Below are 24,961 nucleotides of genomic sequence, written 5' to 3'. Positions count from 1 at the left end.
ATGCGTGAAGACTCTCTCTCCATGAATCAGCCGGCTCCTCTGGAGCCTGAACGGACATCCTGCGTCGAAGAAACGATGCAGGATGTTTTCGATGCGGTTCAGGGCGGTCTTTCGGTCTACCGCGTCGCCGGAAAACAGTTTGTGCCCTCTTTTTTCTCGGATGTGCTGGGCCTCATCTGCGGCCGGGACAGGGAACGGGTGATGGAGGCGGTATGTGCGGCTTATGACAGCGGTGAATTATTGGACCTTTCATGCAGGATCAGGCAGAACAACGGAGATCCTGTGTGGATTCGTCTGAATGGACGGCGGGCAGCAGGCAGGGATAAATTTTGTATTGTGTATACAGTCATGTCCGCAGAGAACCGTCTGCTGAAGCAGATTGCAGATGAGACGGCGGACGGAATCTATGTGATTGACAGGGAGACGTATGAGCTTCTCTATGCCAATGAATCAGGCCGGTTTCGCGGGCAAGAGCGGGGCAGAGTCGGACGGGCGTGTTATGCCGCCTTGTACGGCAGAACGTCGCCCTGCGAGTTCTGTACACTTACCAGCCATGAGCCGGATGGAACGTCTCATATCATGGAGACGGGAGAGACGGGGCGGTTTTACAGCACCCATTTCCGTGAAATTGACTGGAATGGAAGGCCGGCCATTGTAAAATACGTCCGGGATGTCACGGAGGAAGTGACCAACAGGAGAGAACGGGAACGTCTGGAGCAGTATTTCCAGACGGTTTTAAAGCATCTTCCCGGCGGTATCGTGGTGGTTCATTATGAGAAGGACGGGACGCTGAAGCCGGAATTTATCTCCGAGGGCTTTGCGGACATGACGGATATGACACTGGAGGACGCGTGGCAGCTGTATGAGACGGATGCCCTGGCCGGTGTCCATCCGGATGACAGAGTCCGGGTGAACGCGCAGATGGAGGCGTACGTCGGGGGAAGTGACCGGAACGGTGAGATCGTGTACCGCCTGGAAAAGGGCAGCGGCGGTTATGTCTGGATAAAGAACAGCCTGACCATGAACCGTGATAGCGAGGAGAAGCGGATTTATTCGGTTCTGAGGGATATGACGGGGGAACTGGAGGAGAAGGAGCTGATCCGGAAGCAGTACAAGGATGTGATTCTTCAGCATTACCATACACAGGATTCCAACGCCCTGATCGTGGGTCACTGCAACATTACGCAGAACAGAATTCTGGAAATCATCGATTACACGGGAGTGAACCCGCTAAAACTGTTTGGAAGCGTGCGGGAGGAGTTTTTTACCGGAATGGGCACTCTGATAGTGGATGAGGAAGAGAGGCGCAAATTCTATGGTATCTATTTGAATGAGCCGTCCCTTGCCGCGTTTAAGCGCAAAGATTTTGAGCAGTGTATGGAGTGCTTCGTCCAGATTCCGGGAGAGGCGACGGGCCGGTACGTGCAGATTATGATGACTCTGGTGGATACGCCGGACAGCAGCGATGTCACCGGTATCCTGGCGATCACCGACATCACCGATCAGACGATTAACGACCGGATTCTGCATCGGCTTACCACCGCCAGCCATGACTTTGTCGTGGATATTAACCTGACGGCAGACTATTACCGGGTACTTACGCAAAGCGACAGCATCTTATGTGTTCCGCCGCCCCAGGGAAACTATTCGGAGTGGACCTCCTGGGTGCAGACCTCGGGCGTTATGGCGCCAAGAGACCGGGAGCGGTATAAGTACAACATGAATCCGGAGTATGTGATAAAAAAGCTGCAGTCAGGGCCTTATTCCTTCACCTTCTCCCTTATGGATCAAGACGGGGATATCCGCACAAAAAGTATAACTCTGTCCCCGGTCGACCTCCGACTTGGAAGAATCTGTCTTACGAGAACGGATATTACGGATTCTGTCAGGGAGCAGCAGGGAATGCTGCGTCTGATCGCTTATACCTTTGAACTGGCCGGATTTATCAATCTGGCCAGCAGGAGTCTTACCATGTACACGAGGGCGACGGTTCTGGAAAATCTTCCTCCCGCCTATTCCGAGTGCTATGAGGAGGCGATTTTGGGATTTATCGACCAATGCATCACCGAGGAAAATGAGGCGGAAGTCCGCGCCAGATTCCGCATCCATACGATTCTGGAAGGCCTTCGGGAGAAGCCGGACGGATACGATTTCCTTCTTTCGTACCATACGGATGAGGGGGAGCGGTACAAACAGATCACCGTCATGTGGAGCGATGTCAATCACTCGACGGTAGGCCTGGTGAGGGCAGACGTGACGGATACGCTGACTGCCGAGAGGAAGGCCAAGAAGGCGCTGGAAGACGCCCTGGCCCTCGCGGAAGAGGCAAACCGGGCGAAGAGCGACTTCCTTTCCACCATGAGCCACGATATCCGCACGCCCATGAATGCGGTGATGGGCATGACTGCTCTGGCGATCGCCCATTTAGGGGACCGGGACAGGGTGGCGGACTGCCTGCAGAAGATATCCATCTCATCCAGGCATCTGTTAAGTCTGATCAATGATATTCTGGATATGAATAAGATCGAACGTTCCCAGATTACGCTGAACCGTATGAAGATATCCTTAAACGAGCTGCTGGCGCAGATGTCCGCGATGATGGCGCCTCAGGCCAGGGCGGCGGGGCTTCAGTTTGCGGTCCATATGGAAGACGTGAGACACAAGCATTTTTACGGCGATTCCCTGCGGTTAAATCAGATTCTGATCAATATTCTGGGAAATGCGGTAAAGTATACGCCGGTGGGCGGAAGCGTGGAGTTCCGGCTGACTGAGATTTCTCCGGTCGAGCCTTCGGCAAATGAGGCCGGCCGCGCCCGCTATCTCTTTACGATCAGCGATACGGGTGTTGGCATGTCGGAAACGTTTCTGGCCTGCATGTTTGAACCGTTTATGCGCAATGAGAGCACAGAACGCATCGAGGGAACGGGACTGGGGCTCAGCATTACGAAAGGGCTGATTGACCTGATGGGAGGCAGAATCCAGGCAGAAAGCCAGGTGGGCAGAGGAAGCTGCTTTAAAATAGAACTGGAATTCGACTGCCTGGAGGCGGAGGAAGAGGCCGCGGCGGAGGCTGAAAGGAAGACGGAGCCAGAGGCGGCCAGGTGGAATGCATTTTCGCTTGCTGACGGCGATACGTTTGCCGGATGTCTCTTTCTGGTGGCTGAGGATAATGCGATTAACGCGGAAATTCTCTGCGAGCTTCTCGCCATGAGCGGCGCCAGGACTGTGGTAACGACCGACGGAAAACAGGCGGTACGCGCGTTTATGGAGTCGGAACCCCATACATACAGCGCTGTTCTGATGGATGTCCAGATGCCGGGGATGAACGGATATGATGCGACCAGAGCGATCCGCAGCATGGAGCGGGAGGAAGCGGCAGCTATTCCGATTATTGCGATGACGGCCAATGCGTTTGCCGAGGACATACAGGCGGCGGCAGCGGCGGGAATGAACGCCCACGTGGCAAAGCCTGTCGATATGGCGGTGCTTCGGGAGACCCTTTTGAGGGCACTTAAGAAAAAGACAGTTTGGGAGGCAGAAGATAGTGATAGATAATCAAAAGACCGTTTTATTTGAGCAGATGCCAGTGCCGAAGGCGGTTATGAAACTGGCAGTTCCGACTATTTTAAGTTCCCTGGTTATGGTCATTTACAACCTGGCGGACACGTATTTCGTCGGAATGATGAACAATCCGGTGCAGAACGCTGCGGTTACGCTGGCGGCCCCGGTGCTGCTGGCATTTAATGCGGTCAACAATCTGTTCGGCGTCGGCAGTTCCAGCATGATGAGCCGCGCTCTGGGACGAAAGGATTACGAAACGGTCCGCCAGAGCTCAGCCTTTGGCTTCTACTGCGCGCTGTTTTTCGGCTTCCTGCTGTCCTTCGCCTGTACCGTGTTTCACCAGCCGCTGCTGACGCTTTTAGGCGCGGATGCGAACACGGCACAGGCTACGGCGGAGTATTTAAAATGGACCGTGTCTTTCGGCGCAGCGCCCGCGATCTTGAATGTGGTTATGGCATATCTGGTGAGATCGGAGGGCGCATCGCTCCATGCCAGTATCGGAACCATGAGCGGATGTCTGTTAAATATAATCCTCGATCCCATATTTATTCTCCCGTGGGGGCTGAACATGGGGGCGGCCGGAGCGGGGCTTGCCACCTTTTTATCCAACTGTGTGGCCTGCATCTACTTTTTCGTCCTGCTTTACGTGCGCAGATCGAATACCTTTATCTGCATCCTTCCGAAGAATTTCCGCCTGAAGAAGGCGATTATTCTCGGCGTGTGCGGTGTGGGAATCCCGGCGGCTATCCAGAACCTGTTTAATGTGACGGGGATGACGATTATGAATAATTTCACCTCTTCCTTTGGGGCCGATGCGGTGGCGGCCATGGGAATCGCTCAGAAAATCAACATGGTGCCGGTGCAGATCGCCCTCGGCTTTTCCCAGGGCATCATGCCGCTGGTCAGCTACAGCTATGCCAGCGGAAACAGGAAGCGGATGAAGGAGGCGATCCTCTTTACGGTGAAGACGCTGCTTCCCTTCCTGTTCTGCGTGTCCGTGTTCTATTATATCGGGGCGGGCAGCCTGACCAGGGCATTTATGAACAATGAGGCCATTATCGCCTATGGAACGCGGTTCCTGCGCGGCTTTTGCCTGGCGCTTCCGTTCCTCTGTATGGATTTCCTGGCAGTCGGTGTGTTTCAGGCGGTTGGTATGGGAAAAGCGGCGCTTACCTTCGCCGTGCTCCGTAAGATTATCCTGGAGATTCCGGCACTCTATGTGCTCAATTACTTATTCCCGCTTTACGGCCTGACGTACGCCCAGTTCACGGCGGAATTTGTGCTGGCAATCGCGGCCGTGTGGATGCTGACACGCATCTTCAGAAGAATGCGGGAAGGCGAAGCATCGGTGGGATAGAGTATGGCTGAAAAACTATATCTGCTCCGCCTCAGCGTTTCGGGCGGTAGATGATTTCATTGACGGTGTAAACCGTGACAAATGCATTTTTATCCGTTTTCATGATATAGGACATCAGCATGGCGTATTCGTTTTTATCGACGATGGTGATGATCTCTTTTTTCGGCTGGTTGTCGTAGGCTCCGATTGCCTCATAGATGGTGGCGCCGCTGTGGAGATGGTGGAGGATGAAGTCTCTGATTTCTTCCTCGCGCTTCGAGATGATGCACACCCGTTTCTTTAAGTTGAAGCCGAAGATGAAATGATCCAGTGCGATCCCGTTTAAATACGTTCCCAGCACGCTCAGCACCACGATCTTCTTATCGTAGACCAGGGCGGAGGACAGCGCGACGCACATGCCGGCAAGGGACATGGCCTTTCCCAAGTCCATGTGAAAGTATTTATTCAGAAATTTTGCAACGATATCCAGGCCGCCGGATGACGCATTTCGGTTAAACAGCATGGCGAGTCCGATGCTGACCACGAAGATGTAGCAGAGCATGTCCAGAAACGCATCGTTTGTAATCGATTGATTGTTCGGGAAAAGCAGTTCAAACACACCCAGCATTACAGGGAGCAGAAGCGAGGTATAGACGGTTTTTGCGCCGAATTCCCTGCCGATAAACAGAAATCCCAGGATCAGAAGGAAGATATTTAAGACAAGGGTGATGGCCGATATTTTCAGCGGAATAAAGTTGCCCAGAACGATGGCCAGACCAGAGATGCTTCCTACCGACACGTGGCTGGGGATCAGAAAGAAAAACACGGCAGCCGCCACGATGACGGTGGCAAAGGTTATAATTAAGAATTCCCGGATTGCTTCCCATTTCTTCATATGGAACCTCCAATAAAATAAGTGATATTCTCCGCGGCGCGTCATCGGCCGTGAGGAGTTCTGTCTCGTATTGTAACATAAGGAAACCGTTCTTGCGAGAGCAAAATGCAGTAAAATTATAAAAACAGGAGGCATTCGGCCTCCTGTTTTCTATTGCTGCGGCAATTACAAAGGTACCTTCATTTTCTTCTTGACATTTTACTAAGGTACCTTTATAATGTGAAAAGAAGGTACCTTAGTATTTGACTGTTGAAAGGAGGGAGTACCATGTCAACAATAATAATCGGTCTGGTTTTATCTGCAATGGCGGTCTGTTCGCTGAGACTTTCTGCCTTGCGTCTGGCAGGGGGCTGCAGCGGCGGGTCCGGTCAGCCGTACATTCCTAAAGTGAAGGTTCGGGATCGTAATCGGTTCCATTATCCATACCATACGAGTTTAAAAGTATCCGGGATGTCGTCCGGCAACAGCGCCGTCTGTGTGGAGAACGCGTTAAACAGCATGGAGGGCGTATGGGCAAAGGTGAATCTGCTCAATGAAAAGGTCAGCGTTTATATGAAACGGGAGGTGGACGAGGCGGCGCTTCGGATTGCACTCAAGGACGCGGGCTATGCAGTCAGCAGGGAGACGGAATATGGAGCGGCGGAGCTTTGATCAAACGACGACAGGGTATGAGAGGAGAAGGACGATGAAACAGAATGCGCACGAACTGATGGAGCGGTTAATGCGGATGCAGTGGCTGCTCAACCGGTATTTTCACCGGAATTTAAGAGATCGCGGCGTTCCCTACAGCGGGCAGGGAAGGGTGCTCAAGGTATTGAAGATGAAACCGGAGATTCCCCAGAAGGAGCTGTCGGAGATTCTGGGAATGAGGCCTCAGTCCATTGGGGAACTGCTGTCCAAGCTGGAGAAGAAGGGCTTTATCACGCGGACGCCGTCACCGAATGATAAACGCGTCATAATCGTTCACTTGACGGAGAAGGGGGCCGGCGCAGAGGAGAGCGAGAACAGCCAGCCCGGTCCCGACGATATATTTGGCTGCCTTTCCGAGGAAGAGCAGAGTACATTTAAGGAGTATTTAGACCGCATGATTGACGATCTGGAGGAACGCTGCGGTGAAGGCGGCGAACGGAGACGGCGCTGCCGCCGGAGTCAGGAATTCTCCTCTGAGTACCAGGAAGACGCAGAGGGGGCTGACTTTGACCGAAGACAGAGGCGCGACCGGTTCTTTCGCGGCTGACAGTTTATTTTGTAGTTACCATTTTACTTTCCATACCAATATTGAACAGGAGGCAGATGTTCCTATGGCACTGACGATGTCACGTGAAAATTATTTGAAGATTATTTATATCCTGAAGAAGGCGAACGGGGAGGTCCGGTCGATTGATATTGCAAATTATATGGAGCTGTCAAAACCCAGTGTCTGCGCGGCGGTGAAGCAGCTGCAGGCGCAGGGCTACATTACAAAGGATGGGAACGGGATCATCGAGCTTACGGAGAGCGGCAGAGCGGAGGCCAAAGAGGTGTTTGAGAGGCACTGCTTCTTCGAGGAAAAGCTGATTGCCGTCGGCGTTTCCCCGGAGCAGGCGCATGCAGATGCTGCCAGACTGGAGCACGCGGTCAGCAATGAGAGCTTTCATGCGCTGAAAAAGGCAGGCCTGCCCGCAGGCAGCTAAATATGCACAATGAGATATAGGAGATATGCACAATGAAATTAAAATAGTGTCATACCATGGTTTCTGTGCTATACTGGACATGTGTCAATTTACTTACGATTATTAGGAGATAGCTGCATGAAGAGAGATGTCATACGAAAGAACAGTCAGGACGCTGAGCTCTTTCCCTTCGCGCCGATCCGCAGACGCTTTCTCATATTCTGCATCGTATGTGTCCTGGCGGTCCTGTTCAGCGGCGCATGTCTTACGGTCCGAAGAATGAGGCAATCCGCAGAGGCCGCGTATCAAAGCGCTTCTGCACAGATATCGCAGAAGGCAGGGGAGTCCATAAAGCTGCTGACTTCACTGGCGGCGCTGCCGGAATTTTATGATCCGGACGTCCCGTGGGAGTCGAAGACGGCGAAGCTTGATGAGATCAATCAATATTTCGGGTATATGTTCATCTGCTATGTGGATGAGGACATCGAGGTCTATACTCTGGGAGAGGAAGCCGCGAGCCTGGCCAGCCGTGAGTATATGCAGACGCTTTATTCGACCAGGGAGATTCAGGTGACGGATGGCTTCGTCGCAGGGGCGGACGGCCGGACTTTGAATTACACGGTCGCGGTGCCTCTGATTCAGGATGACGTCATGACCGGCAGTCTGTTCTGTTCCATCTATTTCGATGATGCCGTCAATCTGTTAAAGCAGTCCGCGGCGGCCAACGGGGCGGAGGCCGTGCTGATCGGTTCCAAGGGCCAGATCATGTCGTCCACCGGAGGCCTGGCGTTTGGCGCGTCCTACACGGAGATTCTTCATGAGTATAAGCTGATCGGACTCACGACGGACAAGCTGGAGACGCTTCTGCTGGCGAGGGATTCCGGCTCTTTCCGGAGTCTGAAGGCGGGGAATTCCCGCTATACCGTGTTCGGGCCGATCGAGAATACGAACTGGGATATTCTGGTGACAGTCGATTTCCTGTCGCTGTTTTCTGCGGAGCTGCCATCCCTTCTGCTGGCTGCGCTGTTTCAAATACTCATTACACTGATTCTGTATCTGTTCGTTAAAAAGCATATTTTCGGTCAGATGGCGATCATGGAAAATCTTCTGACCTCGATACATAAGATGGAGAAAAAGCTGTACAGCAATGCAATCGCACCGGAGAGCGTTGATTATGAGGATATTCTCCAGATGTCCAGCAAGGGGCTGCGGGATGAACTCACAGGTCTTGCGACCAGGACATTCTTCCTGAATCAGCTGGAAAAACTGCTGCGGGACGGAAATTCTTCAGGCAAACTGTCTCTCTGCTTTGTAGATCTGGATGATTTAAAGCTGCTGAACGACACATACGGCCATGAGGCCGGAGATTCCGCGCTGAAGAAGATCGGCTTTATCCTGCGCGGATATGAAAAGAAATATGAGGGCGTTGTAGGCAGGTACGGCGGTGATGAATTTATTCTGATCCTTAAGGACATCGACAGCGTGGAAGAGCTGAATGATGTTTTGAGCGAGCTTGCCGAACGGCTGCATTTTTCCATTACCGTAAACGGGACGGAGATCCCTGTCCACTGCAGCATGGGAGCGTGTGTCTGGAATCGGAAGGATACGTTAAAGACCCTGATCTCAAAGGCGGACAAGGCCCTGTACGATGTGAAACGCCATGGAAAAGGAACGTACTCCCTTTTCCTGAATGGAGAATAATACTATGTTTTTCAAAGACAAAAGAAAGTGGATTCCATTCGGTATCCTGATTGTGTTTGTGATCGGTACTGCTGTGCTGGTACGGAGTGAGATTCAGTCTGCCTCCGTTCAGAAACGGCAGAAGGAGGCGCAGACGGCGCTCAGCTTCTTCTATGAAAATCTGTCGGTAAACTTTGAAAAGCTCAATTATGCGAAGCAGCTGTCTTATACCGATCCTTACCTTGACAGGGATCTAACGCTGTTTGAGCAGGTATCGCTGAGGCTGCTGGCGGAATATTCCGCCATTGAGGCGATCGCTTACTTTGAAGGAGATACGCTGACGGCAGTATATCCGAAGGAGGAATACGGGGAAGTCGTGGGAAAAGAGCTTCGGGAGTTTTCCTACAGCTATACTCTGGCAAAAGTGATAAAAGACGGCGTGATCGAGGGACCGGAGCAGCTGGGAGTCAACCAAAAGGACGTATTTCTTTTTCTTTATCCCATGATTGTGGAAAATGAGTATAAGGGAGAAATCGCGGCGGCCCTCGACCGGGACTACGTGATCTCACAGATGGGACTCGGCTTTCTGGAGGAGGCAGGCTATGATTATGAGCTGTGGAGAGTCAATTCCATGGGGGAGAATAAAAACGTAATCGCCGTATCCGACTCGTCGATTGATTTTTCCGATGCAGTGAAATTTACGTTCAGTCTTCCTGCCGTATGGACGCTCAGCATCATACCGGAGAATGGCTGGTTTTCTGTAAAACAGCGTGTGGCCGTTAATGTCTGCTGCGGTGCGGCTGCACTTCTCATCATAGCGCTGGCTATGCTTGCGTGGCGGATCACGGAGCAGAAACGGGAGATTTACAAAGCTGGCTATACGGAGCCGGACAGCGGTCTGTATACCGTCGAAGGCTTCTGCAATTTTGTTGACCGCCGGATTGGGAGAAGGCCGCAGACCAGCCTCTGCGTGCTCTATGTCCGGCTGTCCAATTTCCGCAGGCTGTCCGGGGCGGCCAGCAGGGAGGAAGTGCTTGCCTACCTAGGCCGGATCCGCGGGAGCATCGGGGAGAATTTCCCTGCCGGAACGCTGGCTGCAAGGCTGGGCGAGGAGGTTATTGCGATCGCTCTGTTTGAAGACAGGGAGAGTGGGGCTGCTGAGGAGATGATCGAGGAGTTTGTTCTGCAGCTGTTCTGGAAGCGGAGCATGAATGGTAAAAAGGAATTCGTGAATCCAGAATACTGCACGGTGTCCTATTCGGCAGACGGTTCCCATGCGGCAGAGCTTCTAAGGCATGCGGCGGAACGTTTTGAGAGGGAATTTAAAGAGAAAGAACAGATGGTGTGAAGAGGACATGCCTGAGAGGAAAACACATGAGAAAAAGGACTGACAGATGGAGGGCAGCAGTGGCCTGTATCGCTCTTTGCGGCGTGCTGACTGCCTGTGGACAGAAGGAAAAGGTACAGGACTTAAAGGAAACGGGAATCACAAAGGAAACGGGAATCACAGCGGAAGCGTCAGAGGGTGAAAACGGCGGCGGAGAACCTGAGATTAAGATCGAGAACGGGAGCAAAGAGCAGCAGGCAGCAGGAACCCAGGGAGCGGATTCTTCCGGCACCGGGGAGAATGGATACAGGATCATCAGGGACCAGACGTTTGAGGCGAACTTAAATCCTTTGGGAAAGGTGACATTTGTCTCCTATGAACCGGAGGCAGGGGAAAATTCCACCGCAGATGCACGGTTCGAGCTGAAGGACGGCGGTCGGACTGTCGCGGTTCTGGACGGCGTATATAAGGATAATAACCGTGAAAAGGAACGGTTCCAAAAGGTGGAGGCGGTGTCCTTCCCAGACTATAACAGCGACGGTTTCAACGATATTATAATCATATGCAGCTATTTACCGATGTCCGGGACAGAGGCCGGCCGTTCCGAGGTGAGAATCTACAGCGGAAGTGAAAGCGGCGCATTTACCCTGGAAAAGGGACTGTCGGAGGCAGCCGATTCTGCACTTGCAGAGAAGACGGTTCAATCCGTGCTGGGATTTCTGGGAGCGGGAAAGAAGAATGAAGCGCCAGCCGGATGGAAGCAGGCGTACATCGATTATCTTCAGGCCCAGGACGGAGAAGAGTGGGTTGGATATCAGCTGATCTATCTCAATGATGACGACATACCGGAGCTTGTAAAGATCGGAAACAGTGAGGCGGTGGGCTGTATGATTGCCGCCTACGCCGGCGGCTCTGTCGTTGATAACCAGCTGAACCGGCTGTATTTCAGTTATATTGAGAAGGGAAACCTTCTCTGCAATTCTGAGGGGAATATGGACAGCTACTATGATCTGGTATACACCATGGCAGACGGTCAGTTATCGCTGGCTGCCAGCGGTTACTATGGGGCAAAGGACAATTCAAAGCTTGAATTCGACGAAAACGGGGAGGTGGTCTACCAGTATGAATGGAATGGCACGCTGATGTCCCGTGAAGAATACAGCCAGGCCCTAAATGCAGTCTATGACACCTCGAAGGCCAAGGACGGGTATGCGTGGGAGCAGTATCTTTCCAGGGAGCAGGCTATTCAGAAAATCAGTGAAATGCAGCAGTAACATTGCAAAGATGGAATGACTATGGTAAAATATAGAAAAATTCTGTAAGAAAGAGAGGCGTCAATGATGGATAAAAACGTATTGGATTATGTTGTTGAGAAGACGAACGATTTAATGGGTGCACCGTCATGCAGCGGCGAGGCAAAGGCAGCGGCCCAGGCCTGGCTCGATGCGGTTGGAACGGACCGGGAAGCGGAAGAAACCAGGAAGTATGTGGAGGAACTGGAAGCGGATATTATGCCGATTGACGGCCTGATTGGTTTTGCAGAATCCGAGCACGGTGCTCAGGTCTTCGGAGCGGATAAGGCGAAGGCGGTTGCGGCTCATGCAAGAGAGATCAAAGCAGCCGGAGCAAAGTACTGTGATTGTCCGGCCTGTGCGGCAGCGGAGGCAATTCTGGATAAGAAGGATACACTTCTGGGCTAGGAGAAACGAAGAAACGGAATACTTAACAGGGCATCGGTCAGCAATGGCCGGTGCCTTTTACCACATGAACAATACAGGTTTAGAAAGCGAATTGTATGGAGCTTAAATTAGAATTAGACAGCCGGTCCTGCGGCGTGTCTCTCTTCCTTCCGGAGGGAACGAAACCGGATAAAAAAGCCGTGGATGAGCTGAGAAGTATGATGCAGATGGAACGTACCGTGGAGCGCATGAAGGCGGAGGGAGGCTTTTTTGAGAATCCGGACAGCTCAGTGAGAAGAGCCGCTGTGACGCCGGATTTTCACAAGGGCGCAGGCATTCCCATCGGCACGGTACTGATGACGGAGGGATTTGTGATTCCCCAGGCCATGGGCAATGACATTAACTGCGGGATGCGGCTGTATACCACGGATTTGAAGGAGGAAGAACTGGAGCGCAGGCTGTCCTCCCTGCTGCCGGAGGTCCGCCGTATCTTCTTTGAAGGCGGCCGCGGCATTGCCATGAATGGAATTCAGAGGGAAGCCATGCTGAAAGATGGCCTCACTGGCCTGCTTGAGACATCCGGAGAGGCGGCGGGAAAAGGAATCTGGAGGCTTTACAGCCGGGAGGAGCAGGAAAAGGAACTGGAGTACACCGCATTTCGCGGAAGTCTGAAGGCCGGAGATACGGAAGGCTTGGGAGATTTTACCGGAGATCCCCATTCCCTGTCCTACGATGATCAGATCGGTTCCATAGGAGGCGGAAATCATTTCGTGGAAATGCAGCGCGTGGCAGAGATCTATGACGGGCAGACCGCCAACGCCTGGGGAATCAGGAAAGGCGCGGTCCTTATTATGATACATACCGGTTCTCTGACGATCGGCCATCAGAGCGGCAGGATCAACCAGATGATAACGAAGGGACTGTACCCGAAAGGCATTCCCCATCCGGACAATGGGATTTACCTTCTGCCGGAAAGAGGCGGAATGGACAGGGAATGGCGCCGTTTCCGCGATACCACCCGCAATGCCGCTAATTTTGGATTTGCCAACCGGATGTTTCTGGGGCTGATGCTTCAGAATGCCGTTGAAAATACGGTGCGCGCCTTTGGGATGAAGCTTCTGTACGACTCGCCCCATAATTTTATCTGGGAGAGAGAGGCGGAAGGCCGGAAGTATTACATTCACAGAAAGGGCGCCTGTTCGGCCAGAGGCATGGAAGAGATGGAGGGAACCCCCTTCGCCTATTACGGGGAACCGGTGATGATTCCCGGTTCCATGGGAAGCTCCAGCTATCTCCTCAGAGGCATGGGGAATCCGGATGCGCTGTGGAGTGCAAGCCATGGGGCGGGCCGAAGGCTGTCCAGAGGGGAAGCGATCCATGGCAGCGATGAGGAATTCCAGAAGTTTATGAAGAAATTTCACGTTGTAACGCCCATCGATCCAAACAGGAGTGATTTGAAGGGGCGGAGCGATATACTGAAGAAATGGGAGGAATCCATACGTTCTGAGGCTCCCTACGCTTATAAGGATATCGACCAGGTGGTGAAGGTCCATGAGGACCACGATATGGCCGGGCTGGTGGCAAGAATGGAGCCGTTGTTTACGGTAAAGGCATAAGGATTGTGAACAGATTTGACGGCGAAGTGATCAGAAGCTACGAGGTGGAAAGCACGGCCGATGAGATTTGGATTACAGAGAGAGTCAACAATCTCTTATTTCAGAAGAAGTGTTAAAGTGACAGAAGAAAAAACAGAAGAAAGAACAGAAGAAAGACGGCAGAAAGACATTGGAAAGGTAATAGACAGATCATGATAAACAGAGAAGATATGCTGGAACTGACAAGGCGTATGACCCTTGCAAGAACATCCTTCACGAGGATCGCGGGCTGTTATGTGGACAGGGACGGAGATTTTGAGGGGAGTTTCAATACGAATTTTCTGAAAATATCCGCGCCGGAGAGGACGAAAAAACTGAAGCTGGCAAAGGAAATCCCTTTTTCTGCGACAAATGTTAATCTGAAGAAGTACGAGTTTCCCCAGAGCATGCGAAAGCCGGGAAGTATGTGGCAGCTGCTTATGGCCATGAATGAGTGCGGCTTAAAGAACGATGCCCTGATGGACACCTTTTACGACCTGGTCATGGAAAAATACCATAAAAATGCGGCATACGCGATTCTGGTTTTTCATGACCGGTACGATATCCCGGCAAAGGGGTCTGACGGGGAACGGCAGTGGGAGTCTGAGGAAGTGTTTGAATATATGATCTGCGCCATCTGCCCGATGACCGGGGAATATGAGCCGGGAAAACCGGAATGCGGCTTCCTGTTCCCCGCATTTACGGACAGGAGCGGCGATCAGAACCATATTAATATCTTCCAGGCGGATGCCGACCGGCCTCACAGGGAACTGCTGGAGCTATTAGGGTTGGGATGAGGGCTGGAACTGCCTTTTCAGAACGATGTTAAGGAGTTGGGGAAACTATGTGGGGTGTATGTCTCGATTTTGGAACCGTGCAGGCTGGATTGTTTCAGACTGTCATACAGTATGAGATTAATGATGCAGCAAACTATGAAAATGGAAAAGTGACCATTCTTGCGCCTGTGACGAATCTTACCATAGAAGCAGATAAGATTAAGCGGTTGGAGGAAGCGCCGGGCCATCTGTACGGAGAACCGGTTTCTCCAAGGAACCATCCGGAAGTGACTGGCGTTGTCACAGGTATCTGCTGGCATTTTAAAAGAAACTGTTATTATTACAAAATAGCGGTTGACGGAAAAAGAAAAAGCAGGCGTTATTTTGAGGGTGATTTGAGAGATTAGATCAGAAAAGACCATATTTTCAGGGGATTAAGTAGTTCGGAGCATGAGAAAAGGGCTCGATTGATGCAGGGAAAAGCAGGTATGATAAGTGCCTGCTTTTTATGACTGCAAAAGTGATGTTAGAGAAAGGCCGGGAGCTTAAAATATGGAATGGTATGAGAAAATGGAAAAGTTTCTTTTTGTCAATAATTTCGGCCAGTACCTGCTGAACTTTTTAGCGGACAGGGCAGAAATTACCGGGCAAAGCAATTCTGAAAAATGGAATCTGTTTTTTGAAAAGGTTGAGGGCTGGAAGAATCAATTCTTTATCTCTTCAGAGCCGGTTGAACTCTACGGAGTGAACGGCTGGTATGTGGATCTGGAATTCAGCCGCTTCCGGCGCCCGGATGGTACGGAGGTTGCAGACGAGATCATCCGTTATGCTTTTGATCTGTAGGTACCTGGACCGGAGTTTCAGGTAGTTTGTTAAATAGCAGGCCAGGGTGAAGTGAGATCAAACAGATTGCATTTTCATGGTCATAGTGTTAAAATAGAATATAATGACTGATACACATATGGACACTGTATTTGCGGAAGAGACGTTTGACTGGGTAAGAAGAGGATTTATCGTGATAAAAAAACTGTGCAAATTTTGCGGATGAGATTTTTGAGGGATTTATATTCGAATGCCGGTGATGGACGGCTGAGCCGCATCGGTTAAAATGAGAGTGCTGGAACGGCAGGATGTCAGGACGATACCGATCATCGCGATGACTGCCAATGTGTTCGCAGATGACCGGCAGAAGACTGTGGAATCCGGAATGAACATTTGGCGATACCGATTGATATTCCGCAGTTATATCAGCCCCTGGACCGATGGCTATAGATGGCTCTCTAAAAACGCAGCGCATGCCTGCTCCAGCTGCATCAGTCCCGGTTCTTCTATGGGAAAATGCCCAGCGCCTTCCAGTATGACCGTGTGCTTTTCGCATGCCAGACGTTGATAGAAGAGAAGACTAAACTTTAAATCAGTCCAATGATCTTCGGCGGGATGAACCAGAAGAAAGGGACAGGATTTGAAATCTTCGGGTTCTGTTTTTATAACCGGATTCAGCATGGTGTGGATGAAGGCCAGAGATACCCTGGCTCCGGAAGATTTTTTGTCTTTCATCAGAACCGCGGCAAGCTCTTCATTGTTGACAATCGCTTTCATATTGCCAATCCATTTCATTGGAATTCTGACACGGCCTGCAACTCTTTGCAGCAGCGCCAGAGCGGGCTTGGCGGCCATTCCCACATAGGGATTTTTTGCAGAATGCTTCGTGACTTCCTTGTCTCTCTGATCGAGAATACAGGAGGCCATCAGACCGTTAAGCTGGGGGCATTCCGTGGCTGTTTGATAGGCCAGCATGCCGCCTGCGCTGAGTCCGAATAAAAATGTGGGGAGTTGTTTCGTACTTTGATAGTGATTTACAATTTCTGTTCCGACGGAAACCCATGTCTGCCAGGTTACGTTCTTTGAACAGCGGGTATACCCATATAATGGCAGATCCGGACAGATCACTTCGAATCCATTTCTCATTAAGGGCAGCGCTAGAGCAGAGAGCATGCGCCCGTTTCCGCCGACTCCATGAAAGAGTATGACTCTTCCTTTGGGGGAAGCAACTTTATAATGATCAATATGGATCTCCATAGTGTCTATGGTTAAATAATATTCTTCGGGCAGTTCCGCTTTCTCCAATCGATTATGAGGCGGCAGATATTCCTGAACCTTTAACCAGGTCCGGTCATTTTGATAGCTGTCCATTCTGTTTATCTCCTTACTGTTTAAATGTCCCACTTGTGGCATTTATGATTTTATATTATAATAAGACTATAGTCAATGAGGGGGAGACATGTTCCCCATATGACATAAAATGTGGCAGGAGACGCCTATGAACATGAAAAAAGAGAATCCCCTTACGGTTCAGTCGAAACAGTGGATATTAGAAGCGCTGCTGAAATTAATGGAAGAGAAAAATTATGAGAAGATCACGATCAAAGAGCTGACGGCCCGTGCGGATCTGGACCGGAAGACCTTTTACCGTAATTTCCGTTCCAAAGAAGAGGTGTTATACTTACAGCTTCAGGAACTGTGTGATCTCTATATTCAAATGCTTCAGGATTTGCCGCAGCTTTCAGCCTATTCCGTGACAGAAGCGTACTTTTCGCTATGCCGGCAGTACGCCCATTTTTTCATGCTGCTGAAGCGGAACAATCTTCTTTTTCTGGTGCTGCAGAAATTTGACGAGTATTTGCCTGCGATCAATGATCTGTTTCTCAGTAATCCCGTGTATAGGGGCAAATCAAAGCAGGAGCTTATCTATCAGGCAGGCGGGTTCTGGAATATCACGATTCACTGGATAAACGATGGAATGGAAGAGAGCCCGGAGGAGATGGCGGAGGTGATCAGCAGTATCATGCCGTCACCGTTTAAGTAGATACAGGATCGTAAGAAACAGAAGGACTCGGCCGGAAAACGGTGATGGTTGATTCCTTCTGTTTTTATTTGATTTCTGGCCTATTTTTTCCTACAATGAGAAACAAGCGCTATAGGAACCAAGTGCTGCATGTATCATAATTTCCCTAATATTCATTATATGGATATAATGAATATTTCTGTTTAACATACCGGGGCCCCCTCGGGCGTATTTAGTAATAGCCAGCAGAAGTGGTGATGGCGGCAGTGATTAAAAAAGAGTTATAGATAGTGAAAAATTATTTCCACGCATAGTTGAAAACCAATCCAAACCATGGTACGATAAAGAGAGCGATTTCCAACTATGCGCGAAACACTTCTTAAATGCGAAAAGTAGTAGAAGAGAAACACTACGTTTCACAGTCTTTCAAATCATCTAAGCCGATTTGTAAATTCACTTTATTTTTAATCGATTCCATAACCTGTTTCTCCGCCTCCAAACAGCCTATTTTCCTCTCCATAAGCTCCAAATCAGCAGAGCCACCATAATATCGCATATTCCGTTCAAAACGCCTGTCAAGCCATTCTAAGCGCTCTACAACAAGGCGACGAAGATACAACAGTTCAATCACCGAAAAAACCAAAATAACACCTCCCATAAAGGTAACTCCGCGACGGCGGGCCCCCCGGCGATGCTCCCACCGTCCGACCGCAACAACGGATTCTCAAAACGGTTAATGGGTAAACAAGGAAAAGCAGCTAAATCACCACCCGGCCGGGACTGAATAACGAGCGGTAAATCGTAAACAACAGGAACAAAACACCTAAAAACAAAACGGCATATAAATACAGGGAATCCCGAGCAAGGACCGGATACCCCCCAAGATCAGAATACACAATATAGCTATCAGCACGTAAAGTAAAAGAACCTTCTGCGCCAGAAGCCCACGTGTAATAACGGGAATCATAAGCAATATAATCAGCATCAGCAGAGGTAAAGACGTTACCATCACATTGCAAATCATCAGCATACACCAACCTATAAGAATACTGACCCGATCGGAACAACACATATGACACATTGCCAATCTTCGGCAGCGCATCAGACATGTATTGAATCACAGCCGTAGAAATAGAGGAATCATAAGGAGTGTAATTACTATAAAGCGCCAGTGCCGAAGGAGACGTTCTCATTACATTCGAACGCGTCGCCACCGACGGAGAGGCCAAAGAATCCATATAATCCTGCCACTCGTAAAAATCATCAAAGCCGTCTAAAGAGTTACCTTCATCAGCACTTTCCCGAATATCCGGCGAATAAACTTCCCAATCAGCCGCAAAAGCCGGTACGCAGAATAAAGCATTGAACAGTAAATATAAAATTCCAACATGAATTAACCTCCTCATAAGCGGACCTCACCTTTAAAGGCCATACCAAGAAACAATGTGACCACACGTTGACCAATAGCAAAAACTACAGCATAAGGCATAGCCAAAGCAACAACATCAGCAAAAAGTGTAATAGCATTCTGCATCATCTCACCCCCAATCCTGCCGATAGCGATTCATAACTGCATAAGTATCATAAGAGTCATAGAGCTGCGGAGAATGGAACCAGAAAAAGCGTTTAATACTAGAAGCAACAACTTCGCCGTTTTCTTCATGAGCGTTCTTTGCATCGATCAGCGAATTGATCTGAATGCATTTAAACAACGTCCGGCAGGCCACCGCATAGCGGAATTGCTCCCGGAAAGGTTTCGCGATCCGAGAAAAGACCTGCGAGGTACCAACAATATGTTTACGCTGTTTCCTCTGCTGGGACACAACAGTAAAGATATTGGAATCCATCTTTTTCGACTCCAAGGAATTAAATTCCAGGTGGATCTCGTCCAGCAGATAGATAACTCCAGCGTAGCCATTATCAATATCAGTAAAGCAATGGACTCCGTCCCATGGGATAAATTCGATATTCTCAGGTAGTTTCAGCGTCATATTGCTGCATACTTTCACCTGCGGATACTTTTCACAAAGCTTTTGAACATACTGAACAGCCGAGATCGTCTTTCCGGCTCCCTGCATACCACAAAAAACAATAATGCCCTCCGGGTCAAAAAATTCCGGATGCTGTTTCCGGAAATCTTGATTATATTTAACAACCCTTAACATATTGACTGGATCAAGTGAACCCATATACCATTTAAACGACATAGAACCCTCCAAATAAAAATATGGGGGAGACCCATCTCCCCCATATAAGACTACATGGAAACTTTGCCTTTACGGAAAGCAGACATGAGAGTCCGTACAGCTTTGCGACCGCCCCACCACATGAATACAAGACCAATACCAGCAGAAATCGCAGAAGCAATCACACCAACTACCGTAGACACAGAAATCTGAGCCGTCATAGCTGTAATAATTGGCGCCCAATCGGCAGGCTTAGCAACCGAACTAGATTCAGAAGCCCAGACCGGAAAAGAAGCTAAAACACAAAGCCCCGTAGCTACTGGAACAGTACCAAAACGCTTAATTGACTGATACAGTTTCATGACATAACACCCCTTTCTTAATTGATCGAAATCAAATTAATTTTGCCTGATACCGGATTATAATCAAACTCGGCTTCTACATCCGAATAAGGCTCAATAGCAGCATAGCGGACGTAAGACTCAGCGTCCACATAACAGCGCAGAGAATCCAGACCCTGACTGAGTCCAATGATATAAAATATTTGAGACGGATCTTTAAAACCCTTACGCGTCTCCGCACCCATAAACTTACAAAACCCAGTAAACCTCATAATGTAACCTCCTTTTTATCTATTAATAAAATCTTAACAAAAATGTGTCATTATGACAAGTTAAATATGTGCCAAAAAGGCACATATTTTTTCGGTACATATGCTACAATAAAACTATAGAAAGAAGGTGAAACATTGTATACAGAACAATTCCCAAACAAACTAAAAGAAGCACGTAAAAGATGCGGAATGACACAAGAAGAAATAGCCAAAGAGCTAGGATTGCCCAGAGGAAATATCGCAAATTACGAAACAGGCAGAAGAGAACCAGACTTAGAAACAATAGCCAAATTAGCAAACTATTACAATGTTTCTACAGACTGGCTATTAGGAGTAGGAAAACAAAAACAAATAGAAAATTAAACAAAAAGGACTAGGAAAACCCAGTCCTTTTATATTAATCACACGTACAGACAACTTCATCAATAAAATCAATAGCATCATCTACAGAATTAAAAAGACGTTCCGAAAGAAAAGGATCATCAATACGATATCCCAATTCATCACCAGCAGCCGGATCAGACGACTTAAGACAACAAATACTAAAATACTTATGACTCCACACTTTCACATAACGATCACTTAAACATTTCATAAAAGCACCTCCAAAAACGTATTGACAAAACAAAATTAAACCATTACAATGAATTTACAACTCAAATAGTTTTAACCCTTGGGTCATTTCCCCATACTGTACAACACTAGATTTTTTATACTCTGCAACCTCATCAAGTTCAGTGGATAAGATAAAACGGTCCGTAGCGTCAAGATAGTAGGTTTCCTCTACTGGTAATAGAAGATTCCGAGAACACCAATAACGCTTACGACCATACGACGCATTACACAAATCTTTTGTGACGTACTTCGTTATGTAGGAAGTGACCCTTTCTTTTTCCCGAATCTTCGTTGCCGTCATCCAACCTAACTTATAACTACCAAACTTATATATCTTATCCGCCGTTCTTACATACTTACTTCTATTCAACATTCTAACACGCTTAATCACATACTTACCAGTCCATACAATCTGCCTATCATTCAAACCACTAAATAACCCATGAAAGTGCCATGCACCGTCCTTATGACGTTCAGGAACAACCAAATACGAAAGATCAGGAGAAGAACGACGAACAATTTTAAGCCAGTTTGTAAGCTTCCTAACACATTCATCATAATCATACCGATCAACCTTTTCAGGACTAAAAGTAAACGTAACAAACCATTCCCACTCATTACAACGAGCATAATCAAATACTTTCTTCTGTGTCCTTTTCATACTAACTTCTGAAACATGTTGGAAATGCTTATCGATATCCATATCTATATCTTTTGTCCAACGATCATCAAAAGGATTCTTCACCCGATCTTTCCTAAAATACCCCCTATAATACACATCTTGATGATAGATACGATACTGCTTTGTTAAATCCGGATATGTAATTACTTTTACATTATACGGTTCCATTTTTACCTCCTTTTACCCTAAAAAGTTCCTTAAGTGTTTATACTGTCAAGTAATGGTCTCGGCCCACGCCGCTGGCGTTGGGCCGAAACCATCTCACTTTATCCCCAAAAAAGGAATTTTTCTCAGAACGAACATTACAAGCTTATATACCTTATCAAAGTTCGCAACCACAATCACCAGCGGCAACATAATACGAATCAGATCAATGCTAAAGAAAAGGAATACAAAACACATCCCGGATTTCATATATTCGATTAACTGATTCACTACGGATGATATTTCGGCGGGAAGCTCCGGGAGAGATATCCAGCCAAAAATAAGTTTCAGGGCAGAAGAGAAGAGGTTTAAAATACTTTCTACTATCAATTCATCATAACCTCCTCCCATTTTCGCTCACACAGATGGATAAAATTAAAGACCAAAATGACACTGGTACCCAACTTAATAGCATCTAATACAAACTTAAAATTCTCATTCAGAAACGACGTCAAATTAAAAGAGGATTCTTCCCATAACTTGAAGCCGGATATAGAGAAACTGGGAAGAGTAAGAATACAATCAGTGGAAGAGGAGCCAAGGAACATTTCCGCCAGCTCCGCGAGCAGGTCGATCGGGAAGGACAGAAAGCCAAGTCTTTCCCCAAACCACGAATACAAATCATCAAAATAGCTTTTAAAAAAATCTTCGGACGGAATAAACAGGTTCTTCAGCCCTTCAATAATTCCGCTTATGATTCCGGTTTTCACATCTTCAAGTTTTTCCGTAACCTTATTTGTATTTTCGTCCTGGTTTTTAGTAAGTTTGTCGGTATTCTCATCCTGATTTTTTACAACCTTATCAGTATTCTCATCCTGATTCTTTATAACCTTATCGGTATTTTGATTCTGATTATTTGTAATTGTATTCGTTTGCCCCTGTATCTTGTCTGAAAGAGTATTTGTCTGCGAATTAATAGAACCAGTTACCTGATTCGCAACATTGTTCACAGCATTCGTGATCGTAGTGGTAGAAGTAGTAATCTGATTACTAATATTACTCACGGTGTTACTGATATTCGTGACTACATTTTTTATGATAGTAGTGTTGGCGGCAGTAGTCTGACCTTGTTGCCCCGTATCAGATGCAGGTATATAACTGGAAGATGAAGAAATGTAATAAAATACCCCTTGTAGATTTTCTTTACCAATTCCTTTATCAACATAAAAAAGCAAATCAGACGTATTCAAATCACGAGTTGGAGTAAATGTAAAAGTAACATAATTACCATCATTAACCCCCTCACAAATATTAGTTAAATTTGTTTGCAAACGTAAAGCAGACCAAGAGGACGACCCAAACGAATTATAAAAAGTAAAAGAATATTCATAACCCTTTTTTAAAATACCGCCACCTGTAAAAACATAGTTTAACCATCTGTTTGATGTGCGCGCAAAAGATTTTGGATACAATGAAACTCCATCAATTTTAACCGTTTTTAATTTAAATTTAACATCTGAATTATCATAAATACCGCTTATATCCAAGGACAAAGATGAATCAACATATTGATTAACACCTATCATAAACGATGATGAAGTATTAACAAAAAAATACACGGGTGAAGACTTAGGATTAAAATTGCCCATATAAAAAATACCATCATCATCAAGATAATTTGAAAAATAATCCCAAACAGAAGAAAAACTACCATCAGCATCATCGGGATAGTAAACAACTGAACCAAATTTACCTAAATCAGAAGAATCCACACGTAAACGTAAATGACGAGTCCCGGAAGGAGCAATCCAACAAAGACGAGTACAGTCAGAAGGCACCCACACGTAATTCAAAGAATTATCATACGGTAATTGTGTCCATTGATTCTGAGCATTAACAGAATACAAAGGAGACAACTCAGAAGCCGCCGCCTTAACTATAGATGATTCAACAGATAATAATTGATTCGAATAATAATCAGCATCGGAAGCCGTTGCCAGATCATCAGCAAAAACAGGGAACGCAAAAGACACGGCCAGAGCAACAGCCAGAACAAGAGAGTAGACAGATTTTCGATTCATAAAAGGCCCCCTCAAAAATTAATAACGAATAGTTGAAAAAGCCTTAAAACCATGGTACGATAAAGAGAGCGATTTCCAACTATGCGCGAAACACTTCTTAAATGCGAAAAGTAGTAGAAGAGAAACACTACGTTTCACAGTCTTTCAAATCATCTAAGCCGATTTGTAAATTCACTTTATTTTTAATCGATTCCATAACCTGTTTCTCCGCCTCCAAACAGCCTATTTTCCTCTCCATAAGCTCCAAATCAGCAGAGCCACCATAATATCGCATATTCCGTTCAAAACGCCTGTCAAGCCATTCTAAGCGCTCTACAACAAGGCGACGAAGATACAACAGTTCAATCACCGAAAAAACCAAAATAACACCTCCCATAAAGGTAACTCCGCGACGGCGGGCCCCCCGGCGATGCTCCCACCGTCCGACCGCAACAACGGATTCTCAAAACGGTTAATGGGTAAACAAGGAAAAGCAGCTAAATCACCACCCGGCCGGGACTGAATAACGAGCGGTAAATCGTAAACAACAGGAACAAAACACCTAAAAACAAAACGGCATATAAATACAGGGAATCCCGAGCAAGGACCGGATACCCCCCAAGATCAGAATACACAATATAGCTATCAGCACGTAAAGTAAAAGAACCTTCTGCGCCAGAAGCCCACGTGTAATAACGGGAATCATAAGCAATATAATCAGCATCAGCAGAGGTAAAGACGTTACCATCACATTGCAAATCATCAGCATACACCAACCTATAAGAATACTGACCCGATCGGAACAACACATATGACACATTGCCAATCTTCGGCAGCGCATCAGACATGTATTGAATCACAGCCGTAGAAATAGAGGAATCATAAGGAGTGTAATTACTATAAAGCGCCAGTGCCGAAGGAGACGTTCTCATTACATTCGAACGCGTCGCCACCGACGGAGAGGCCAAAGAATCCATATAATCCTGCCACTCGTAAAAATCATCAAAGCCGTCTAAAGAGTTACCTTCATCAGCACTTTCCCGAATATCCGGCGAATAAACTTCCCAATCAGCCGCAAAAGCCGGTACGCAGAATAAAGCATTGAACAGTAAATATAAAATTCCAACATGAATTAACCTCCTCATAAGCGGACCTCACCTTTAAAGGCCATACCAAGAAACAATGTGACCACACGTTGACCAATAGCAAAAACTACAGCATAAGGCATAGCCAAAGCAACAACATCAGCAAAAAGTGTAATAGCATTCTGCATCAT

General features: G+C 47.7%; 30 protein-coding genes. 15 read left to right on the top strand and 15 right to left on the bottom strand.

All coding sequences use genetic code 11. The features are described from left to right. Positions 1 to 3,555 (top strand): ATP-binding protein, encoded by a 3,555-nt coding sequence (locus tag H8S80_RS08735; protein ID WP_117631829.1) that lies wholly within the window; start codon positions 1 to 3, stop codon positions 3,553 to 3,555. A 25-nt stretch (positions 3,556 to 3,580) separates the two neighbouring features. Further along, positions 3,581 to 4,918 (top strand): MATE family efflux transporter, encoded by a 1,338-nt coding sequence (locus H8S80_RS08730; protein WP_207729810.1) that lies wholly within the window; start codon positions 3,581 to 3,583, stop codon positions 4,916 to 4,918. A 31-nt stretch (positions 4,919 to 4,949) separates the two neighbouring features. On the opposite strand, the gene H8S80_RS08725 is transcribed toward H8S80_RS08730, so the two are convergent. Beyond that, complete coding sequence (locus H8S80_RS08725; RefSeq protein ID WP_025530854.1) at positions 4,950 to 5,792, bottom strand: YitT family protein; 843 nt, start codon at positions 5,790 to 5,792, stop codon at positions 4,950 to 4,952. 267 nt (positions 5,793 to 6,059) lie between these two features. On the opposite strand from H8S80_RS08725, the gene H8S80_RS08720 reads away from it, so the two are divergent. The 11 genes from H8S80_RS08720 (at position 6,060) to H8S80_RS08670 (ending at position 15,383) form a co-directional block, all read left to right on the top strand. Continuing rightward, on the top strand, positions 6,060 to 6,443 hold the full coding sequence (locus H8S80_RS08720; protein WP_002604044.1) for a heavy-metal-associated domain-containing protein: 384 nt from the start codon (positions 6,060 to 6,062) through the stop codon (positions 6,441 to 6,443). Between the two features lie 34 nt (positions 6,444 to 6,477). Next, positions 6,478 to 7,029, top strand: a complete 552-nt coding sequence (locus H8S80_RS08715) for a MarR family winged helix-turn-helix transcriptional regulator (RefSeq protein ID WP_025530853.1) — start codon at positions 6,478 to 6,480, stop codon at positions 7,027 to 7,029. Between the two features lie 64 nt (positions 7,030 to 7,093). Then, the gene (locus H8S80_RS08710) at positions 7,094 to 7,465 is read left to right on the top strand and encodes a metal-dependent transcriptional regulator (RefSeq protein WP_002604046.1); all 372 of its coding nucleotides are present in this window, start codon (positions 7,094 to 7,096) and stop codon (positions 7,463 to 7,465) included. A gap of 117 nt (positions 7,466 to 7,582) precedes the next feature. Beyond that, positions 7,583 to 9,145, top strand: a complete 1,563-nt coding sequence (locus tag H8S80_RS08705) for a sensor domain-containing diguanylate cyclase (RefSeq protein ID WP_025530852.1) — start codon at positions 7,583 to 7,585, stop codon at positions 9,143 to 9,145. A 4-nt stretch (positions 9,146 to 9,149) separates the two neighbouring features. Further along, a complete protein-coding gene (locus H8S80_RS08700) occupies positions 9,150 to 10,472 on the top strand; it encodes a sensor domain-containing diguanylate cyclase (RefSeq protein WP_181987942.1) in 1,323 nt (440 codons plus the stop codon). Between the two features lie 26 nt (positions 10,473 to 10,498). Next, positions 10,499 to 11,725: a hypothetical protein gene (locus H8S80_RS08695; RefSeq protein ID WP_117631823.1), complete on the top strand. Its 1,227-nt coding sequence runs from the start codon at positions 10,499 to 10,501 to the stop codon at positions 11,723 to 11,725. A 66-nt stretch (positions 11,726 to 11,791) separates the two neighbouring features. Then, complete coding sequence (locus H8S80_RS08690) at positions 11,792 to 12,151, top strand: hypothetical protein (protein ID WP_002604050.1); 360 nt, start codon at positions 11,792 to 11,794, stop codon at positions 12,149 to 12,151. Between the two features lie 95 nt (positions 12,152 to 12,246). Then, on the top strand, positions 12,247 to 13,746 hold the full coding sequence (locus H8S80_RS08685) for an RtcB family protein (RefSeq protein ID WP_117631821.1): 1,500 nt from the start codon (positions 12,247 to 12,249) through the stop codon (positions 13,744 to 13,746). 191 nt (positions 13,747 to 13,937) lie between these two features. Beyond that, entirely contained in the window at positions 13,938 to 14,561 is a 624-nt protein-coding gene (locus H8S80_RS08680; protein ID WP_038258072.1) for a DUF4317 family protein, read from the top strand. Positions 14,562 to 14,608: 47 nt separating this feature from the next. Further along, a complete protein-coding gene (locus H8S80_RS08675; RefSeq protein ID WP_117631819.1) occupies positions 14,609 to 14,947 on the top strand; it encodes a DUF6960 family protein in 339 nt (112 codons plus the stop codon). A 145-nt stretch (positions 14,948 to 15,092) separates the two neighbouring features. Beyond that, entirely contained in the window at positions 15,093 to 15,383 is a 291-nt protein-coding gene (locus H8S80_RS08670; protein WP_117631817.1) for a hypothetical protein, read from the top strand. Positions 15,384 to 15,806: 423 nt separating this feature from the next. On the opposite strand, the gene H8S80_RS08665 is transcribed toward H8S80_RS08670, so the two are convergent. Continuing rightward, positions 15,807 to 16,733 carry an alpha/beta hydrolase gene (locus H8S80_RS08665; protein WP_117631815.1) on the bottom strand — a complete coding sequence of 309 codons (927 nt, stop codon included), beginning with the start codon at positions 16,731 to 16,733 and terminating at the stop codon, positions 15,807 to 15,809. Between the two features lie 127 nt (positions 16,734 to 16,860). Between H8S80_RS08665 and H8S80_RS08660 the strand changes: the two genes are divergently transcribed. Beyond that, complete coding sequence (locus tag H8S80_RS08660) at positions 16,861 to 17,406, top strand: TetR/AcrR family transcriptional regulator (RefSeq protein ID WP_117631813.1); 546 nt, start codon at positions 16,861 to 16,863, stop codon at positions 17,404 to 17,406. Between the two features lie 388 nt (positions 17,407 to 17,794). On the opposite strand, the gene H8S80_RS08655 is transcribed toward H8S80_RS08660, so the two are convergent. The 6 genes from H8S80_RS08655 to H8S80_RS08635 all read right to left on the bottom strand — a co-directional run bounded on the left by H8S80_RS08655 (position 17,795) and on the right by H8S80_RS08635 (position 20,184). After that, on the bottom strand, positions 17,795 to 18,043 hold the full coding sequence (locus tag H8S80_RS08655; protein ID WP_187049049.1) for a hypothetical protein: 249 nt from the start codon (positions 18,041 to 18,043) through the stop codon (positions 17,795 to 17,797). Positions 18,044 to 18,143: 100 nt separating this feature from the next. Next, the gene (locus H8S80_RS08650) at positions 18,144 to 18,791 is read right to left on the bottom strand and encodes a hypothetical protein (protein WP_187049048.1); all 648 of its coding nucleotides are present in this window, start codon (positions 18,789 to 18,791) and stop codon (positions 18,144 to 18,146) included. Continuing rightward, positions 18,788 to 18,922: a hypothetical protein gene (locus H8S80_RS34605; RefSeq protein WP_279292802.1), complete on the bottom strand. Its 135-nt coding sequence runs from the start codon at positions 18,920 to 18,922 to the stop codon at positions 18,788 to 18,790. Before H8S80_RS34605 ends, H8S80_RS08650 begins: the two co-directional genes overlap by 4 nt. 1 nt (position 18,923) lies before the next feature. Beyond that, positions 18,924 to 19,592 (bottom strand): ATP-binding protein, encoded by a 669-nt coding sequence (locus tag H8S80_RS08645; protein ID WP_117631807.1) that lies wholly within the window; start codon positions 19,590 to 19,592, stop codon positions 18,924 to 18,926. 50 nt (positions 19,593 to 19,642) lie between these two features. Beyond that, a complete protein-coding gene (locus tag H8S80_RS08640) occupies positions 19,643 to 19,933 on the bottom strand; it encodes a hypothetical protein (protein WP_187049047.1) in 291 nt (96 codons plus the stop codon). A 17-nt stretch (positions 19,934 to 19,950) separates the two neighbouring features. Next, positions 19,951 to 20,184 carry a hypothetical protein gene (locus H8S80_RS08635; protein WP_118519122.1) on the bottom strand — a complete coding sequence of 78 codons (234 nt, stop codon included), beginning with the start codon at positions 20,182 to 20,184 and terminating at the stop codon, positions 19,951 to 19,953. Positions 20,185 to 20,319: 135 nt separating this feature from the next. Between H8S80_RS08635 and H8S80_RS08630 the strand changes: the two genes are divergently transcribed. Next, complete coding sequence (locus H8S80_RS08630) at positions 20,320 to 20,547, top strand: helix-turn-helix domain-containing protein (protein WP_207666217.1); 228 nt, start codon at positions 20,320 to 20,322, stop codon at positions 20,545 to 20,547. 34 nt (positions 20,548 to 20,581) lie between these two features. Here H8S80_RS08630 and H8S80_RS08625 read toward each other — a convergent pair whose 3' ends face one another. The 7 genes from H8S80_RS08625 to H8S80_RS34600 all read right to left on the bottom strand — a co-directional run bounded on the left by H8S80_RS08625 (position 20,582) and on the right by H8S80_RS34600 (position 24,961). After that, a complete protein-coding gene (locus H8S80_RS08625) occupies positions 20,582 to 20,779 on the bottom strand; it encodes a hypothetical protein (protein WP_187049046.1) in 198 nt (65 codons plus the stop codon). 54 nt (positions 20,780 to 20,833) lie between these two features. Beyond that, entirely contained in the window at positions 20,834 to 21,649 is an 816-nt protein-coding gene (locus tag H8S80_RS08620) for a rolling circle replication-associated protein (RefSeq protein WP_187049045.1), read from the bottom strand. Positions 21,650 to 21,742: 93 nt separating this feature from the next. Then, entirely contained in the window at positions 21,743 to 22,015 is a 273-nt protein-coding gene (locus tag H8S80_RS08615; protein ID WP_117631792.1) for a hypothetical protein, read from the bottom strand. Continuing rightward, positions 22,012 to 23,706, bottom strand: a complete 1,695-nt coding sequence (locus tag H8S80_RS08610; RefSeq protein WP_187049044.1) for a hypothetical protein — start codon at positions 23,704 to 23,706, stop codon at positions 22,012 to 22,014. Before H8S80_RS08610 ends, H8S80_RS08615 begins: the two co-directional genes overlap by 4 nt. A 127-nt stretch (positions 23,707 to 23,833) precedes the next feature. After that, positions 23,834 to 24,082 carry a hypothetical protein gene (locus H8S80_RS08605; RefSeq protein ID WP_187049049.1) on the bottom strand — a complete coding sequence of 83 codons (249 nt, stop codon included), beginning with the start codon at positions 24,080 to 24,082 and terminating at the stop codon, positions 23,834 to 23,836. 100 nt (positions 24,083 to 24,182) lie between these two features. Beyond that, a complete protein-coding gene (locus H8S80_RS08600) occupies positions 24,183 to 24,830 on the bottom strand; it encodes a hypothetical protein (RefSeq protein WP_187049048.1) in 648 nt (215 codons plus the stop codon). Then, positions 24,827 to 24,961 carry a hypothetical protein gene (locus tag H8S80_RS34600; protein ID WP_279292802.1) on the bottom strand — a complete coding sequence of 45 codons (135 nt, stop codon included), beginning with the start codon at positions 24,959 to 24,961 and terminating at the stop codon, positions 24,827 to 24,829. The genes H8S80_RS08600 and H8S80_RS34600 overlap by 4 nt, the downstream gene beginning before the upstream one ends.

This window comes from Hungatella sp. L36 (assembly GCF_014288035.1).
This window is presented reverse-complemented; position numbering and strand designations above follow the sequence as displayed.

Bases quoted from the DNA above. Each gene is read 5' to 3' on its own strand.
- H8S80_RS34605 (WP_279292802.1), bottom strand. From the start codon at position 18,922: ATGATGCAGAATGCTATTACACTTTTTGCTGATGTTGTTGCTTTGGCT.
- H8S80_RS08690 (WP_002604050.1), top strand. From the start codon at position 11,792: ATGGATAAAAACGTATTGGATTATGTTGTTGAGAAGACGAACGATTTA.
- H8S80_RS08710 (WP_002604046.1), top strand. From the start codon at position 7,094: ATGGCACTGACGATGTCACGTGAAAATTATTTGAAGATTATTTATATC.
- H8S80_RS08695 (WP_117631823.1), top strand. From the start codon at position 10,499: ATGAGAAAAAGGACTGACAGATGGAGGGCAGCAGTGGCCTGTATCGCT.
- H8S80_RS08670 (WP_117631817.1), top strand. From the start codon at position 15,093: ATGGAATGGTATGAGAAAATGGAAAAGTTTCTTTTTGTCAATAATTTC.
- H8S80_RS08635 (WP_118519122.1), bottom strand. From the start codon at position 20,184: ATGAGGTTTACTGGGTTTTGTAAGTTTATGGGTGCGGAGACGCGTAAG.
- H8S80_RS08605 (WP_187049049.1), bottom strand. From the start codon at position 24,082: ATGGGAGGTGTTATTTTGGTTTTTTCGGTGATTGAACTGTTGTATCTT.
- H8S80_RS08700 (WP_181987942.1), top strand. From the start codon at position 9,150: ATGTTTTTCAAAGACAAAAGAAAGTGGATTCCATTCGGTATCCTGATT.
- H8S80_RS08685 (WP_117631821.1), top strand. From the start codon at position 12,247: ATGGAGCTTAAATTAGAATTAGACAGCCGGTCCTGCGGCGTGTCTCTC.
- H8S80_RS08620 (WP_187049045.1), bottom strand. From the start codon at position 21,649: ATGGAACCGTATAATGTAAAAGTAATTACATATCCGGATTTAACAAAG.
- H8S80_RS08625 (WP_187049046.1), bottom strand. From the start codon at position 20,779: ATGAAATGTTTAAGTGATCGTTATGTGAAAGTGTGGAGTCATAAGTAT.
- H8S80_RS08735 (WP_117631829.1), top strand. From the start codon at position 1: ATGCGTGAAGACTCTCTCTCCATGAATCAGCCGGCTCCTCTGGAGCCT.
- H8S80_RS08645 (WP_117631807.1), bottom strand. From the start codon at position 19,592: ATGTCGTTTAAATGGTATATGGGTTCACTTGATCCAGTCAATATGTTA.
- H8S80_RS08640 (WP_187049047.1), bottom strand. From the start codon at position 19,933: ATGAAACTGTATCAGTCAATTAAGCGTTTTGGTACTGTTCCAGTAGCT.
- H8S80_RS08725 (WP_025530854.1), bottom strand. From the start codon at position 5,792: ATGAAGAAATGGGAAGCAATCCGGGAATTCTTAATTATAACCTTTGCC.
- H8S80_RS08675 (WP_117631819.1), top strand. From the start codon at position 14,609: ATGTGGGGTGTATGTCTCGATTTTGGAACCGTGCAGGCTGGATTGTTT.
- H8S80_RS08660 (WP_117631813.1), top strand. From the start codon at position 16,861: ATGAACATGAAAAAAGAGAATCCCCTTACGGTTCAGTCGAAACAGTGG.
- H8S80_RS08650 (WP_187049048.1), bottom strand. From the start codon at position 18,791: ATGAGGAGGTTAATTCATGTTGGAATTTTATATTTACTGTTCAATGCT.
- H8S80_RS08665 (WP_117631815.1), bottom strand. From the start codon at position 16,733: ATGGACAGCTATCAAAATGACCGGACCTGGTTAAAGGTTCAGGAATAT.
- H8S80_RS08730 (WP_207729810.1), top strand. From the start codon at position 3,581: ATGCCAGTGCCGAAGGCGGTTATGAAACTGGCAGTTCCGACTATTTTA.
- H8S80_RS08715 (WP_025530853.1), top strand. From the start codon at position 6,478: ATGAAACAGAATGCGCACGAACTGATGGAGCGGTTAATGCGGATGCAG.
- H8S80_RS08720 (WP_002604044.1), top strand. From the start codon at position 6,060: ATGTCAACAATAATAATCGGTCTGGTTTTATCTGCAATGGCGGTCTGT.
- H8S80_RS34600 (WP_279292802.1), bottom strand. From the start codon at position 24,961: ATGATGCAGAATGCTATTACACTTTTTGCTGATGTTGTTGCTTTGGCT.
- H8S80_RS08680 (WP_038258072.1), top strand. From the start codon at position 13,938: ATGATAAACAGAGAAGATATGCTGGAACTGACAAGGCGTATGACCCTT.
- H8S80_RS08655 (WP_187049049.1), bottom strand. From the start codon at position 18,043: ATGGGAGGTGTTATTTTGGTTTTTTCGGTGATTGAACTGTTGTATCTT.
- H8S80_RS08600 (WP_187049048.1), bottom strand. From the start codon at position 24,830: ATGAGGAGGTTAATTCATGTTGGAATTTTATATTTACTGTTCAATGCT.
- H8S80_RS08705 (WP_025530852.1), top strand. From the start codon at position 7,583: ATGAAGAGAGATGTCATACGAAAGAACAGTCAGGACGCTGAGCTCTTT.
- H8S80_RS08610 (WP_187049044.1), bottom strand. From the start codon at position 23,706: ATGAATCGAAAATCTGTCTACTCTCTTGTTCTGGCTGTTGCTCTGGCC.